13 protein-coding genes and 1 pseudogene are annotated in these 14709 nt (G+C 40.2%); 9 read left to right on the top strand and 5 right to left on the bottom strand.

The window, feature by feature from the left end:
- Positions 1–230: 230 nt before the first annotated feature.
- Positions 231–608 carry a hypothetical protein gene (locus PREBIDRAFT_RS09505; RefSeq protein WP_036875587.1) on the top strand — a complete coding sequence of 126 codons (378 nt, stop codon included), beginning with the start codon at positions 231–233 and terminating at the stop codon, positions 606–608.
- A complete protein-coding gene (locus tag PREBIDRAFT_RS09500; RefSeq protein WP_004337977.1) occupies positions 577–1359 on the top strand; it encodes a glycoside hydrolase family 25 protein in 783 nt (260 codons plus the stop codon). The genes PREBIDRAFT_RS09505 and PREBIDRAFT_RS09500 overlap by 32 nt, the downstream gene beginning before the upstream one ends.
- A 4-nt stretch (positions 1360–1363) precedes the next feature.
- Here the strand turns inward: PREBIDRAFT_RS09500 and trxA are convergent, their stop codons facing one another.
- The 4 genes from trxA to PREBIDRAFT_RS09485 all read right to left on the bottom strand — a co-directional run bounded on the left by trxA (position 1364) and on the right by PREBIDRAFT_RS09485 (position 3941).
- Positions 1364–1861 carry a thioredoxin gene (gene trxA / locus PREBIDRAFT_RS09495; RefSeq protein ID WP_004337976.1) on the bottom strand — a complete coding sequence of 166 codons (498 nt, stop codon included), beginning with the start codon at positions 1859–1861 and terminating at the stop codon, positions 1364–1366.
- Positions 1862–2169: 308 nt separating this feature from the next.
- Positions 2170–2262, bottom strand: a complete 93-nt coding sequence (locus PREBIDRAFT_RS11520) for a smalltalk protein (RefSeq protein WP_152901017.1) — start codon at positions 2260–2262, stop codon at positions 2170–2172.
- A 248-nt stretch (positions 2263–2510) separates the two neighbouring features.
- Complete coding sequence (locus tag PREBIDRAFT_RS09490; RefSeq protein ID WP_262497951.1) at positions 2511–2984, bottom strand: HU family DNA-binding protein; 474 nt, start codon at positions 2982–2984, stop codon at positions 2511–2513.
- 501 nt (positions 2985–3485) lie between these two features.
- On the bottom strand, positions 3486–3941 hold the full coding sequence (locus PREBIDRAFT_RS09485; protein WP_004337974.1) for a D-Ala-D-Ala carboxypeptidase family metallohydrolase: 456 nt from the start codon (positions 3939–3941) through the stop codon (positions 3486–3488).
- 825 nt (positions 3942–4766) lie between these two features.
- On the opposite strand from PREBIDRAFT_RS09485, the gene PREBIDRAFT_RS09480 reads away from it, so the two are divergent.
- From PREBIDRAFT_RS09480 to PREBIDRAFT_RS09450, 7 genes and pseudogenes are all read left to right on the top strand, one after another.
- On the top strand, positions 4767–5771 hold the full coding sequence (locus PREBIDRAFT_RS09480) for an IS982 family transposase (RefSeq protein ID WP_036875585.1): 1005 nt from the start codon (positions 4767–4769) through the stop codon (positions 5769–5771).
- 182 nt (positions 5772–5953) lie between these two features.
- Positions 5954–7321, top strand: a pseudogene (locus tag PREBIDRAFT_RS09475) (carboxypeptidase-like regulatory domain-containing protein); the annotation flags it as partial.
- A 277-nt stretch (positions 7322–7598) separates the two neighbouring features.
- Complete coding sequence (locus PREBIDRAFT_RS09470; protein WP_004339795.1) at positions 7599–7796, top strand: hypothetical protein; 198 nt, start codon at positions 7599–7601, stop codon at positions 7794–7796.
- A gap of 56 nt (positions 7797–7852) precedes the next feature.
- Positions 7853–9196 carry a radical SAM/SPASM domain-containing protein gene (locus PREBIDRAFT_RS09465; RefSeq protein ID WP_004335974.1) on the top strand — a complete coding sequence of 448 codons (1344 nt, stop codon included), beginning with the start codon at positions 7853–7855 and terminating at the stop codon, positions 9194–9196.
- A 79-nt stretch (positions 9197–9275) separates the two neighbouring features.
- Positions 9276–11552: an outer membrane beta-barrel family protein gene (locus PREBIDRAFT_RS09460; RefSeq protein WP_231093077.1), complete on the top strand. Its 2277-nt coding sequence runs from the start codon at positions 9276–9278 to the stop codon at positions 11550–11552.
- Between the two features lies 1 nt (position 11553).
- Positions 11554–13767, top strand: a complete 2214-nt coding sequence (locus PREBIDRAFT_RS09455; protein WP_004339794.1) for a peptidase domain-containing ABC transporter — start codon at positions 11554–11556, stop codon at positions 13765–13767.
- A 1-nt stretch (position 13768) separates the two neighbouring features.
- Positions 13769–14248, top strand: a complete 480-nt coding sequence (locus tag PREBIDRAFT_RS09450; RefSeq protein WP_004339793.1) for a hypothetical protein — start codon at positions 13769–13771, stop codon at positions 14246–14248.
- A 16-nt stretch (positions 14249–14264) separates the two neighbouring features.
- Here PREBIDRAFT_RS09450 and PREBIDRAFT_RS09445 read toward each other — a convergent pair whose 3' ends face one another.
- Positions 14265–14684, bottom strand: coding sequence for a plasmid mobilization protein (locus PREBIDRAFT_RS09445; protein ID WP_004339792.1), 420 nt, complete (start codon positions 14682–14684; stop codon positions 14265–14267).
- Between the last annotated feature and the right edge of the window lie 25 nt (positions 14685–14709).

The raw sequence follows: 14709 nt of genomic DNA, 5'->3' as shown, positions 1-14709 counted from the left end.
ACTGTTAAACGTTATTTTTTACGCAAACACTAGTTTGTATTATAAATTATCCGCTTTCTTTGACAGTTTATAAAACTACTGTTTGCGCCAACAATCATTCATTATTGCACAGTATAAAGCAAATGCGCATATTTATAAAAGGGCATTAAACAGAAATTAAATAATGAAGCTTGTGTAAGCTATGCCATATCTTATCTATTATTCGTAACTTTGCAGGAAATATCAGCAATATGGGAAGAAACAAATTTTCGAATGACGAAATAATAAAAATTGGTAAACTTCTACGATTGAAAAATGCTGCCAATCGTGCCAAACAGAAACGCATCCGCCACGATCTCCGCACAACGTTTGAATTTAATATCTCCGATTTCAACGAACCTGGGAAGGCTTTCGGCGAACAAGAACTCTCTAAAGCCATTGAGCGTGGTGCCATCGAGATCCTCGACGATGCCACTATCGCAGCAATGAAAGAGAAGCGAGCACGCGACAAAGCGCGCGATGAGCAGCTCCGCGAACAAGCAGCCATTGAGAGCGGTGAGGCAATCGACTGGCGAGAACAACTGAAGGAGTGGGAGAATGAAAAGAAAATCGAAGCCAGCAAAAGGTAGCAAAAACGTATGGCGCATCATTACCATTATCGGGTTTTGGATAGTGGTGTTGGGAACAATCCTGCTGATAGATCTCAAGCCTTGGCGACATCGTAGCACAGACACCGTGAGCAAGGAGTGGCCCTTCAGAGATCTTACAGAGGGCGATTATGCCGAAGGTTTTGACGGCATCGACATATCGCGCCATCAAGGCAAAATACATTGGGACGAGGTGGAAAACAATACGAGTCTGAAATTTGTTTATATCAAAGCCACCGAAGGTAGCAATATCGTAGATCCGTTTTATAAAGAGAATGTGCGCGAAGCACGAAAACGAGGATTTAAGGTGGGATCGTATCATTTTCTCACGCGCCGCACATCGATGGAACGGCAGGTAGACAACTTCCTCGGCACCATCACTCCTGACGACCAAGATCTCTTACCTGTTGTCGACATCGAAAAGGATGGCACTGAGGGATGGGATCGACCTATCATTCAGAAAAATCTTGCCAAGTTTATCCGCTTGATAAAGGAACGATTAGGAAAATCGCCGATGATTTACACCAATGAGGCATATTATCATCTCTATTTATATCCTGAGTTCAACCACTATCGCCTCTTCATTGCCAACTATTCGCTCGAACCGTCTATGCTCGATACCCATTATGACATTTGGCAGTCGTCGAAGCATGCTCGCGTGCATGGTATTTGGAACTGGACTGACATCAATCATCTCCGAAAAGGCGTAACGCTAGACGACTTGGCGTGGTAGTTATCTAGATGTTGGTCTTTAAGATTTCCTCGAACTGTGGCTTGCTCATCGCACCCGACTGAAGAGTAGGTTTACCATTCTTTGGTACGAAGAGGAAAGTAGGGATAGAGCGGATACCGAAGAGTGCTGCTAGCTCCTCCTGCTTATCTACATCTACCTTATATACATCTAGTTTGCCAGCATATTCATTAGCAAGTTCTTCTACGATAGGTGCTGTAGCTTTGCAAGGTCCGCACCATGTGGCATAGAAGTCGATGAGTACGGGTTTATCACCTTCGAATACCCATGTGTTAGGGTTCTTCTCGTAGTTCATCACCTTTTCTTTAAACATCTGAGCTGTCATTTCCTGTACTTCCATCTTTTTTTCCTTTCCTGAATTGTTGTTATTACTTGTTTTTGTCTCTGTGCTAGCAACCTTCTCTGCCGATTGCTTGGGTTGCTGCTTGCATGAGGCTGTGCCTATGACAAGGGGCAACGCGATTAGTATTGCAGATAGTTTCATCTTTGTTTAATATTTGTATCTTGAAAGATATAAACAAAAGATGTGCCAATCTAAGTGAGTTTTGAGAGTGGAGAGTGGAGAGTTGAGATTTGAGAGATGAGGGTTGAGAGATGCCCGTCCCCTTAGCGAGTTGAGAGTTTTTCTAGGAGTACTAGAATTACTAGGAATACTAGGACGGGCATCTCTCCACTCTCCACTCTCCACTCTCTTAACTCTCTTAACTCTCTCTCCACTCTCTCAACTCTCAACTCTCAACTCTCAACTCTCAAATCTAAACTCTCAACTCTCTCCTCTCTCCTCTCTCTCCACTACCTACACGATGCTATTCCCAGCGTTGTGGCTAAGGCTGTGAGAATAGAGATAGCGATTTGCAAAATTGTTTTCCAAGTTTCTTTTTTCATAGTTGATATATATATAATATTAAAAGGTTAAAAAAATAAGTATCTCTAACAGAAAAAAATAAATAATCACCATTAAGCGGCTAAACCAAAAGTCCTTAATTTGTCGCTTTTAACCCAGACTGGTCATTAGCGTTCTTCGATATTTGCGGTCTGATGACCGATCGGAGGTTAAAAAGGGATCTTCCCTGCCAGCACAGTCTTACTGACATCGCTAGCCGAGAAGATCTTTTTTTTGTTGTGTGCCTAGCTTACACCTGTGGATCGGTGCCACCACCAGTAGAAGGCTTAGTAGCTCCTCCCTCCTTATTACCCGACTGGTAATCGGTAAGCTCTGACACCCTCCACCCTAAGAGCATCGTCTTATAACGGTTCTTGCCATCACCGCGTGCTGTTTGTGGCAAGAAGTTGATGTGAGGATTGTAGATGTGGGCCACAGGGTTGAAATCCTTCAACTTTTCCACACCCTTTGAGCGGAAACCAGCCTTAAACGATCCCAAACCGCTCAACACCACACGCTTACCGTCTTTCAGCGCATAGCCCATCTCGGTTACCAACGCACTGATCACTGCCAAAATATCGCTCTCGGTTACGGTGCAAGTGTTGCTAATGCGACCTGCCAAATACTTAATATCGGCTATGCCTTGATTACAAACGCGAGCGTACCAATAGCCCTTCTTCTTACTGTTCTTACGGTTGTCTTGATACATCTTAAAGTTAATCATAGTGTTAAATAATTGCCTCTCTGGAACACGATGCTCCAGTCTTTCGCGAGGACTAGCTTTTAAAAATTAAAGAAAAAAATAAAAATGTTAGTTGCGCTGCCCCCTACCCTGCTGCAGCAGTGCAGGGAGCGGTTAAAAATGTTTGGATTTCATCCTTCGTTTTCTCGCCATGGCATAACTCGAGCAAGCTCGGTTCTGCTCATTTGGCTTAACGAAAACGTTGGATTTCATCCTTCGTTTTCTCGCCATGGCATAACTCGAGCAAGCTCGGTTCTGCTCATTTGGCTTAACGAAAACGTTGGTAAAAAAATAAATCTTTGTGTGTTTTTCATAGTTTTGTCGATCCGCTGCCTATGCTAGATATAAGCATACCTCACAGCTCGCCGCAGCCATAAAAACCAATTGTACAATCTCACAAATACCGTCATAAGTGCTTTTTATTGTTGAATATAAATAATAATGTGTTTTTATATTTACGTTTTTATATATTTATATTATTACTCACAACCCTATTATCTGGTGGCGGTTCTTATGCCGTCGTGAAATGCTCACATGCAGCCAGTGTTTCTCCTTCGAGTGAATGGGTTCTAAAATAAGCTGATCAAAATCGGTTAGCTCCGTTATAATCTTAGCATACTTCTGACACTGGTGAGCATCCGACACATAAATATCGGCAGCCTCACCAAAGAGGTGCTGCGAGTTTGCCACGCCCTTCACAAGCTTATTGAGCGCTTCGGTGCGATAACCACTCGTTATAAGCACCCTGCCCACTCGCTGCCGCAAGGGTTCTAATACAGTGCGACAGAGAAAACGTAAATTTTTCTTTACATCGCTTGCACTGATATTTGCGCTAGCCACATCTTCGGGTAAGTTGTCTATTCCAAATCTCACCGCAACGCCCGATTGCAACATCTCGCTTAAAGAGAAGTGTTCTGATAATTGTTCAGGTGTATTCATACGCTGTTCTTGTTTTATAAAATAGTATCTTTTTTATTGTGGTAATCATATTGTTTCTGATCACATTGCAAAGATAACATATCGAAAAAGCGATTGCAAGTATTCGGAAATATATTTTTTATTTCATCGCCAACGCTATACACGCAACTATTTGCTACACAACGAATTATAAACAAATAAAAATATTTAGAAAAAACGATTTTTTATAGGCAATGCAAAAAACACCCATAAAAAAGCGTGCAATATTTGTTCGTTTTAACAATTGCGAAAGCTTAACAAATCATAATTAGCTAGTTTGTTATAGCCATTTCACCCTCCAAAAAAGTAGGCGGCAAATACTTGTGTGCGGGTATGGCAGAGCTTTTTCCCCGATAGCCCCCTCCTATCTGTTTGTTATTGATGCTACGAAGAAAATTTGGCGTATAGCTCATTTTGCAGGATGATTTTGAGAAGTATGTATCCTATAGCTCAAATTGCAGGATGATTTTTCCGATGTTTCTTCGTTGAAGCAACTTACATATTGTACCTTTGGTTTGCAGTTTGAAGCGTAGTGAAGCTCTGCTGGGGAGCAACTTCATAAGGAATAACCCGTTGGCGGAATTAAAATAATAGATAAATTTATATGAACGTTTTCGTTAAGCCAAATGAGCAGAACCGAGCTTGCTCGAGTTATGCCATGGCGAGAAAAGGAAGGATGAAATCCAACGATTTCGTTAAGCCAGACGAAGCATACAAAAGATATTGCAAGCGAGAACAAAGAAAGTTTACTTTCAATTTGTCGAGTGCAGCTATATCTTATCCAATGAGTGACAACGAAATTTGTATATGCTCGTGGCGAGAAATCGCACTTTGGAAAAGAAAGAAAAGTTGTACATACAAGAATTTATTTGTAACTTAGTATTGCTCAATACATTAAGTTATAAAATCAGTATGCACAACTTATATACAAATTTCGTAAAAATCCTTGATATATGCAAGCTATTCTCAAAAGATTTAGTAAATGAGCAAGGTAATATTCCATGCCCAGGCGTCGTTCCGAGATTTAGCGACCTTGAAATAGTATCGCTTTCCATAGTAAGCGAGGCAATGGGCATTGATAGCGAATGCCTGTTGTTTGCTAAGTTGAAAGAGTATGGAAAGGAAATGCCGAACCTTATCTCACGCCGCCAATACAATGACCGTAGGAAACTAACCAGCAATCTGTGTGATACCATAAGAAAACGTATGGCACTGGAAATAGATGGTACAGAGGACTACTTCTGTATTGACTCCAAGCCAATCGAGGTGTGCAGACTATCCCGCTCCAAGCGTTGTAAGATGGGCAAAGATGAATACAGAACAGCCCCTACATATGGTTACTGTGCATCGCAAGGCGCATACTACTATGGTTATAAGTTGCACGCTGTCTGTGGATTAAGTGGCGTGATACATTCTTTTGACCTAACAAAGGCTAATGTCCACGATATTCGTTATTTACAAGACGTAAAATATGAATATCATGACTGTTGCATTTTTGGAGATAGAGGCTACATCAGTGCAACGGCGCAACTGGACTTATTTGAAACCGCAAATATCAGATTGGAAGTTCCTTATCGGCACAATCAAAAGAATTGGAAACCTACTTTTATCCCTTTTGCGAAGGCGAGAAAAAGGATTGAAACAGACTTCTCGCAGATGTGCGACCAATTTATGATTTGCCGCAACTATGCAAAGGAAACAGTAGGATTGTTTACAAGAATTATCGGTAAAATCAGTGCCTTTACCGCAATGCAATATTTAAATCACATTAATAATAGACCCATTGGAAGAGTCAAGTATGCACTGGCTTAATTCCGCCAACGGGTAAATACAAGCAACTCATTTATTACGAATAGATTACAATACTATGAAAAAAACAAGAACCATATATATTTTTACCCACTTATGCTAAAAATTTAAGCTACGCTAATTATCTTTGCATAGCAAAAAGAGAAATCTAAATTAATTATAATATCACTATTAATTTCAACTGCATGAAGAAGTTTATTTTTTCAGTAGGCAACAAAAACAAGCTGTTCAAAGTCACCGCTTTAACAGCCTTGACACTGTGTTTGCCTACAATGGCATCTGCATATAATGCAAATGCAAACAAGGTAGAAATGAGTCAGCAGAAAGCTGACAACATTACAGGTACCGTAACCGATACTAATGGAGAACCAGTTGTTGGTGCTACCATTAAAATTGTAGGTAGTAGCAACGGTACTGTCACAGACGTAAATGGTAAATTTACACTCAGCGTTGCAAAAAATGCTGAGCTGCAAATCTCATCTATTGGGTATGTTACTAAAAAAATAACAGTAGTTAGCAATAACTTAAATGTTGTTTTGGCAGAGGATCGTGCTTCCCTTGATGAGGTGGTTGTATTAGGCTATGGTGCTGGTCAACGCAAACAAGACCTTTCTGCCTCTGTAGGTGTGATTAATAATGCGGATAAACTATCCGTTCGTCCAGTCAGCTCTACGGAGGGTATGCTGCAAGGTCAGTTGGCAGGTGTTACTATTACAGCCAATGGAGGTGACCCTACTTCTGCACCAAACATTGTCATTCGCGGACAAGGCTCCATGAATGGCGACAATGTACTGTGGGTTGTAGATGGCATCCCTGGCGCTCCTATTCCTTCTATGAATGATATAGAATCAATTGTCGTACTGAAAGATGCTGCATCGGCAGCCATTTATGGTGCACAATCGGGAGCTGGAGGCTGTGTGTTGGTAACAACTAAGAAAGCCAAAGAAGGAAAAGTGAGCTTGAGCTATGACGGTTTATATGGTTTCAGACAAGCTACCAACCTGCCCAAAGCACTCACTGCAGAAGAGCAAATCAAGCTGGCTAATATCTCGTATAAGGCAGCAGGACTGGATACTCCTATTGGCTGGGATACAAAAGTGAATCCATATATCGCCACCAATCGTACAGACTGGATGGACGAAGTATTTAGAAATGCTTTCTACCAAAGACACAACGTGGTTATCAACACAGGTACCTCCTCGGCAAGAAGCCGGTTGAGTTATGCCTATGACGGCGATGACGGTGTATTGATTGGCACATTTAACAAGAGACACACCATACATTATAACGGTCAGTTCGACATTAACAAATGGATAACCATTACTGAGGATTTCACTTGGCGCAACTCGCAAATGCGCGGAGCCAATACTGCAAATCCAGAAGGTGGTGTCATTATGAACGCATTACACATGCCTTCGAGTGCCAGTGTTTACAATCCAGACGGAACCTATGGCGGCGTTTCAGAGCCTGGTAACGGTTACACCGACATCCATGGTGATGCTATCAACCCTGTGCGCATACTATGTGCCAGCAATGCCCGCAAAAGATTCAGTAAATTCGTATATAGCAGATAATCAGTAAGATAAGAAAGTGTAAAGGATAAAAGGGTTACGAGTTGGAAACGAGCGAGTTTCTTACCCTTTCTTTATTCTGCAATGTCTCAAAGAACACTTAAATAGCTGTTGCAAAGGTATGCATTTCTTGTGAAAAAACGACAGAACTACCGTATTTTACACTTTTTTAGACAAAATATTTGTTCGTTTCGTATAAAAAACATATCTTTGAAATGAGACATTTTAATTTAATGTCAAACCATCTATTTTTAAAATTATGGAAAAGAAAAAACTTGAATTAGAGGTGGTTCATGGAATTGAGAAGGTAAACAGTAATACCTTGAGTCATGTTAAAGGCGGAATTTTTGATCCTCCCGAAGAGAAATGTTGTGATATTCAATTCTCTTGCAACAACAAAGGAGGGAATATATCCACCAAGGGGAATCCTAGTGCTCAGGCACTCTCAGTGCTTTAAATGAATTTGTCCATCAGTTCGTTAATGAACTGATGGATTCTTAAAGAATGAAGGTTATGGGTGATTATACTATTTCAAGATATACCTCTTTGTTTACAACGAAAAGGAATAATACAGACGAGTTTCTTATTTATAGTTCCATAACAAACTGTTTTATAAATGTTAGCGAAGATGTTTTTCAAAAGATAAATCTCGCAAGAAAGAACGGGAACATAAATAAATCTTTGTTTTCTAAGAATACTTTTGAGTTTCTTAAGGAGGCAAAAATAATAGTAGCTCCTACGGCAGATGACGCATTTGTAAGACAATGTGAGATAGACACTTATATAAGTAATTATGCTTCTTCTCATATGTCGTTATCTTTAGCACCAACATCATCATGTAATTTTGTATGTCCATATTGCTATGAAAAATCCAAACCAAATAATACTATGTCAGACAGTACTATAGACAGCTTGATTAAGTTTATTAATGGGCATGAGCAGGTAAAAACAGTAGGAATAACTTGGTATGGAGGAGAACCTTTAGTTGCATTTGAAACGATAAAAAAAATAGTAGAAAGAATAGATTCTGATTGCCGCACAAAATTAATTTCTCAGGATATTGTAACTAATGGATACAACTTTAATGATAAAGTTATAGAGTTCTTTAAGTGTCATCCCCTTAATAGAATTCAAATTACTATTGACGGCCCAGAGGAAGAACATAACAAATTAAGAAAACTCGCTAATGGAAAAGGTACATATAATAGGATAATTAGTAATATCTCTTCTATTATTCAAGGACTTCCTGATACTCATGTAGTAATAAGGGTCAATATTGGTAAAGACAATCAAGACGGGTATTCAATTCTTTGTAAAGAATTGCAAGAGAGATTTCCTAATAAAATATCGGTGTATCCAGGCTTTATTAGAATTCATGATGAGAATCAAACACATTTAGTCTGTGATTCAATGGAGCAAAAAGATGCTATTGCTTTTTATGAAAAATTAGAAAACGAAGGAAGTATTAATATTGACTATTACCCCCATCTTTGCCAAAAGCGTGGATGTGTGGCAACTTGCTCAACTGCTTATGTTGTCGGTCCATTGGGAGAGCTTTATAAATGTTGGAATGATATGGGGAATGAAGAAATGATTGTTGGTAATATTGCCAGCGAAAAGTTAATACGACCGGATCTCTACAATCAATATATGGTAGAAGGGCCATGGATCTCTGATGACGATTGTAAGAAATGTTTTTTCTTACCGATATGTAGTGGAGGGTGTGCATGGCAACGTGTAAGAAACAAATTTCATGGAGGCTTATATAATTTCTGTAGTATTTACAAGGAAGGCGGAATAGATAAATTCTTAAAACTCTATTATAATAAAAGCATAGCTCTGAATAAAAAGTCATAAAGAAAGTATGAATGCACGTTTCTTTTTCTCTCTCATATTTTTTCATTTTAGTATAGTTGTCTTTTCTCAAACATTCTGCATGAAGGGGACTGTAGTTTCTTCAGACACACAAACTCCATTAGAATTTGCAAATGTTACCCTTTCTGACAGGGATGGTAAAATATTACAAGGAACTATCACGGATAGTTTAGGAAGATTCTATCTTATTGTAGACAGTCATGTTCAACCAATAGGAAAGAATCTGACAGTTTCTTATCTTGGTTACGAAAGTCTCAGGCAGCCAGTGGATAAAGAAGATATCGGTGTGATATCACTGAATCCTTCTGTTAAAGCGTTGCAAAAAGTAGTCGTGGCAGGAAGGAGGTCTCCGTTTACAATGAAAGGAGGTACATTTACTACCAATATACAAAAAAGCATTTTAAAAGATGCAGGAAACGCAATGGATGTTTTAAAACAATTACCACTAATAAATATTAAAAATGATATTGTCAACATATTCGGGAAAGGAGAAGCACTAATATACATTGACAACAAGGAACTTCACAGCAATGAGGATTTGCTTAAACTCTCTTCAAAAAAGATAAAAAAAATAGATATTATAACCACGCCTGGCGTGCAATATTCAGCTTCGGTAGGTGCTGTGATAAAAATAACTACAACTACTCCAGATGAAGGCTTTTCTGGGTTAATCAACACGAAAGTCCAAAGAGGAGAAGATTGGAGTGAAATGTTTTTGACCAATCTTTCGTATACAAAAAATGGATTTTCTTTTTTTACAGACTATTCAATGCAGGATTTAAGAATGAAACAAAATCAACAGACAGATGTGGAAATAAACGGATTGTCTCATAATCTGATATATTCAAATAACAAATTAAACTTAAGCAGGAGGACTCACAATCTTGGTATAGCAGCAGAATACAAGGCTTCAGATAAACATTTATTTGGCATCAGATACAATCATTCCTTTCTAGCCGATGGATACTACAATATATTTGGAGAAACAACAGCTTATATAGGCTCGAAAAAAGATGCAGAATACAGTCAAATATCACATTACACCCCGAATGGTAATGGTGGGAATATGAATATGTTCTATAAGGGAAAAATTTCCAAGTGGAGCGTTGACTTTAATGCAGACTACATGTATGGGCAAACAAAGACATTAGCCTCTTACGATAATACCGAGCATGTAAATAGCATACATAATATCGTAAACAGTAATAGCAAGAACGACTATCGATTAAGCGCCTTAAGATTAGAGTTGTCAAGAGTAATTGGCAATTCCTCTGTCTTGTTTGGAGCTGACTATGCAAAAACGCGAAACAATTCATATTACAATAACGATGATAGGGATTTGAAAAACGACCTTCCAGAAACATATACAATAAATAAACAAGATCTATTTTCACTTTTCCTTAATTATAAGTGTAATGCATATGATTTTGATATAGAGATGGGATTGAGATATGAATTTGTCAACCAGCTTTATTACATTAACAGTGTAAAAAAAGCCGATCAGAGCAAAACATATAGCAATTTTTCCCCCACATTTATCATTTCACACTCTTTCTTTAATGAGAAGATGAATATGGCTTTAAGTTACAGGAGGGTTGTAAACAGACCATCCTATTACCAGCTAAGAAGTGACGTTCAGTACAACTCACCATATTCTTATGAGGCAGGAAATCCTTTGTTGCAGAACACGTATATTGATGATATCAGTTATACAGTATCATATTTAGACTTGAATCTCATAGCGTCCTATAAATTATATCATGACAAAATATTGTTTACAATAGATCAATTTGAGGATAAAGCCATCACCTTTTCTCGTTTTACAAATATGGATGGCTTTAAAAAGTTCAGTATCGCATCGGTTTGGGATCCAACGTTCTTTAAAATATGGAATCCTGAGATAGAGGTTGGATTTGAAAAACAATTTTTCAAATTAAATAATGGGAATGCTGTCAAGTCCTATAATAGACCTTACCTCTATGTAAGCTTGTATAATATTATCAGGTTTCCACACACAATTTCTTTTGTAACCCAAGCCAAATATTGGACTTCATACAATTCTGGGATTTCCTGCGAATACAGTGGAATGTTTGTAGATGCATATATACAAAAATATTTTTTTGATAAGACAATGGTTTTAAAAATAGGAGCGGAAAATATTTTTAACACTAACAAAGACAAATGGGAGATGGCATTCAATACAGTAAATTACAAAAAGAATGCCAATAATGATAGTCGATTCATCTACATTTCGTTTATATACAACTTTCATAATGCAAAGAAGTATACAGGAAAAGGAACCCGGAATTCTGAGCGAAATCGTTTGAATACCCTATAAAATGATAAAATTTAGAAAACAATCAGATTCTATGGATTGTGGAGTTGCTTGCCTGGCCATGATTATGTCATGTTTTGAAAAGCAACCCAATGTTAATCAAATTGAGATGTTATGTTCACTTGATAGAAGTGGCGTATCTCTTCTTGGTATCAGCAAAGCAGCAGAAAACCTCGGCTTTAAGACAGTTGGAGGACGTTTGAGTTTTGATACACTTGTTCATGAAGTTCCACTGCCTTGCATTGTCCATTGGAATCAAAATCATTTTGTAGTTGTCTATAAAATAAAGAAGCACAAAAAAGAGAAATACACCGTCTTTGTGGCAGACCCAGGCAAAGGACTTGTAACCTATACGAAAGAGGAATTTTGTGAGCATTGGGTAAGCACCAAGACTGATGGCGAGGAGAAAGGCATTGCCCTACTCCTCGAACCGACGGAACAATTCTACGCACAAAAGACAGAGGAGACTATCCCCACGCATAACCGAGTGAAGTTTCTTTGGAGCTATCTCAAGAAATACAAGCGTTTTTTTACGCAGCTCATTCTCGGTCTGTTGCTCGGATCGCTCCTGCAACTTGTCTTTCCATTCCTCACCCAAGCTATTGTAGATACAGGTATCGGGGGAAAGGACATCGGCTTTGTGTGGTTAGTGCTGTTGGCGGAGACGATGCTCCTCTTCAGCCGTACTGCCATCGACTTTATCCGCTCCAAAATACTCCTGCACATCTCCACACGTATTAATATCTCGCTCATATCGGATTTCTTCATCAAATTGATGAAACTGCCGATGAAGTTCTTCGACACCAAACTGATGGGCGACCTCCTGCAACGCATTGAAGACCATCGACGAGTGGAACAGTTCCTCACATCAAGCAGCCTGAATCTGCTGTTCTCGTTCTTCACCTTCCTTGTCTTTGGTGTCGTCCTTGCTGTCTATAATCTTGGCATTTTCCTTGTCTTCCTCTTGGGGACATCGCTTTATGCAGGTTGGATTATTCTCTTCCTCAAAAAGCGCAGGCAGTTGGACTACAAGTATTTTGAGCAGGCAGGACGCAACCGCAACGTCACCTACCAACTTTTAGGCGGTATGCAGGAAATCAAGCTGCAGGGGTGCGAGCAGCACAAGCGTTGGGAATGGGAGGACGTGCAAGCCGACCTGTTCAAGGTCAATCTGCAATCCCTCAATCTGCAACAAGTACAGCAGGCAGGAAGCATCACCATCAACGAGGTGAAGAACATCCTCATTACCGTTCTTGCCGCCACTGCCGTGATACACGGAAACATGACGCTCGGTATGATGCTGGCGGTGCAGTACATCATCGGACAGCTCAACAGTCCTGTGGAACAACTCATCCAGTTTATCTACTCATGGCAGGACGTAAGCATCAGCCTTGACCGCATGAACGAAATCCACACCGAGACCAACGAGGAAAATGTCGAACGGACACGTACCGCCTATACGCACAAGACCACCGAAGGACATTCCCTCACGATAAAAGACCTATCCTTCAAATATGATATCTACAGTCCGAAAGATATTCTCTCCGACATCAATCTCTCTATTCCCAACGGCAAAGTAACCGCAATCGTGGGAGCGAGCGGAAGTGGAAAGACCACGCTTGTAAAACTCCTTCTGGGATTCTATGAGCCACTGAATGGAAACATCGAGATAGGCAATGCCAATCTGAGCGAATACAATCTCGGTTGGTGGCGGAGCCAATGCGGAGCGGTGATGCAGGAGGGCTATCTCTTCTCCGATACCATTGCGAGAAACATTGCCATTTCGGACGACGAACCCGATATCGAGCGTATCCGCCATGCTGCCCGTGTGGCAAACATAGCCGACTATATAGAAGCCCTGCCATTGGCTTACAACACGATGATAGGACAGGACGGGCAGGGCATCAGTCAGGGACAACGGCAACGCATCCTTATTGCAAGGGTAGTCTATAAGAACCCGATGTTCGTATTTTTGGACGAAGCCACCAACGCCCTCGATGCCAACAACGAGCGAGCTATTACCGAAAACCTCTCGGATTTCTACAAAGGAAAAACGGTTATCGTGGTGGCACATCGCCTTTCCACTGTCCGCAATGCCGACCAAATTGTAGTTTTGGATGAAGGTAAAATTGTAGAGGTAGGTACACACGAGGAACTGACTGCCAAACGTGGTAAATATTTTGCCTTAGTAAAGAATCAATTAGAACTTGGCAACTAATATGAAAGAAGAAAAGAAACCAGAACGGAGCTTTGAACTGCGTAGCGAAAAAGTTCGTAGTATCGTGGGACAGATACCCTCCTCGCTTATCCGTTATGGCATTACCGCCATCGGAATGGTGTTGCTCTGCCTTTTTGCTGTAGCCTATTACCTGCCCTATAAACAAGTATATTCGGGTACGGCTACCATACACAAAACGACAACTACACCAGTGGACAGCACGAATATAACCATCTTGCTTAAGTTTGAGAACAAACGCCCAGACAAAGTGAATGGACAAATAATTTGTCTGCAATCTCCATATAGAACGTTTGTAGGACAGATACAAGACCTTTCTTCCGTCCGTGACACATTGGAGCGCCAGGAAGCACTATGCCGTTTCAAGTCAGCCGACATAAAAACTGTAGAAAACCAAACGGTGGATTTCCAGATAACTCGAACATCGGGCAATCTGCTGCAAAAAATGCTTGGGGACATCTAATTCCATCGCACATTCCTTATCTCTCTCGATAGTCAATGGTTAAACTCACTGCTTTTTCTTGCAAGGCAGTGAGTTCTTGTGTCAAACCGATAAGCTTCCGCAACAATGCCTGTATGCTTTTCTCTGCCGTATAAAGGCGCATCAGTCGCACCACCTGATTGTAGTTCACTCCAATCTTATGTACTTGGGCTGTGAGTTCAGAGAGCTTGCGGTGGTACTCCACGGCGGACTTGTCCACCGTTATCACCTTGAAATGCTCACCCAAAAGCCTTGCACGCACAAACTCTGACTTGGATTTTGAACCAGACCTGTGATAGAGCTCTATCACCCGAAGTTGCTCTTTCGGGTCGGGCAGGCGGACGTGCCAATCGTCCCACTTGTCGGGCATATCACCATACTTTTTCGCTACCCTTTTCCTTGATTTATCGCTTGCCATATTCTCTTGTTTTTGTTCTTCTAAT

This window comes from Prevotella bivia DSM 20514, assembly GCF_000262545.1.
GTDB lineage: Bacteria > Bacteroidota > Bacteroidia > Bacteroidales > Bacteroidaceae > Prevotella > Prevotella bivia.
This window is presented reverse-complemented; position numbering and strand designations above follow the sequence as displayed.

Excerpts from the sequence above, each read along its gene's own strand:
- PREBIDRAFT_RS09500 (WP_004337977.1), top strand. The coding sequence starts at position 577 with ATGAAAAGAAAATCGAAGCCAGCAAAAGGTAGCAAAAACGTATGGCGC.
- PREBIDRAFT_RS09445 (WP_004339792.1), bottom strand. The coding sequence starts at position 14,684 with ATGGCAAGCGATAAATCAAGGAAAAGGGTAGCGAAAAAGTATGGTGAT.
- PREBIDRAFT_RS09465 (WP_004335974.1), top strand. The coding sequence starts at position 7,853 with ATGGGTGATTATACTATTTCAAGATATACCTCTTTGTTTACAACGAAA.
- PREBIDRAFT_RS09460 (WP_231093077.1), top strand. The coding sequence starts at position 9,276 with ATGAAGGGGACTGTAGTTTCTTCAGACACACAAACTCCATTAGAATTT.
- PREBIDRAFT_RS11520 (WP_152901017.1), bottom strand. The coding sequence starts at position 2,262 with ATGAAAAAAGAAACTTGGAAAACAATTTTGCAAATCGCTATCTCTATT.
- PREBIDRAFT_RS09450 (WP_004339793.1), top strand. The coding sequence starts at position 13,769 with ATGAAAGAAGAAAAGAAACCAGAACGGAGCTTTGAACTGCGTAGCGAA.
- PREBIDRAFT_RS09455 (WP_004339794.1), top strand. The coding sequence starts at position 11,554 with ATGATAAAATTTAGAAAACAATCAGATTCTATGGATTGTGGAGTTGCT.
- PREBIDRAFT_RS09490 (WP_262497951.1), bottom strand. The coding sequence starts at position 2,984 with ATGATTAACTTTAAGATGTATCAAGACAACCGTAAGAACAGTAAGAAG.
- PREBIDRAFT_RS09480 (WP_036875585.1), top strand. The coding sequence starts at position 4,767 with ATGCTCGTGGCGAGAAATCGCACTTTGGAAAAGAAAGAAAAGTTGTAC.
- PREBIDRAFT_RS09505 (WP_036875587.1), top strand. The coding sequence starts at position 231 with ATGGGAAGAAACAAATTTTCGAATGACGAAATAATAAAAATTGGTAAA.
- PREBIDRAFT_RS09470 (WP_004339795.1), top strand. The coding sequence starts at position 7,599 with ATGGAAAAGAAAAAACTTGAATTAGAGGTGGTTCATGGAATTGAGAAG.
- PREBIDRAFT_RS09485 (WP_004337974.1), bottom strand. The coding sequence starts at position 3,941 with ATGAATACACCTGAACAATTATCAGAACACTTCTCTTTAAGCGAGATG.
- trxA (WP_004337976.1), bottom strand. The coding sequence starts at position 1,861 with ATGAAACTATCTGCAATACTAATCGCGTTGCCCCTTGTCATAGGCACA.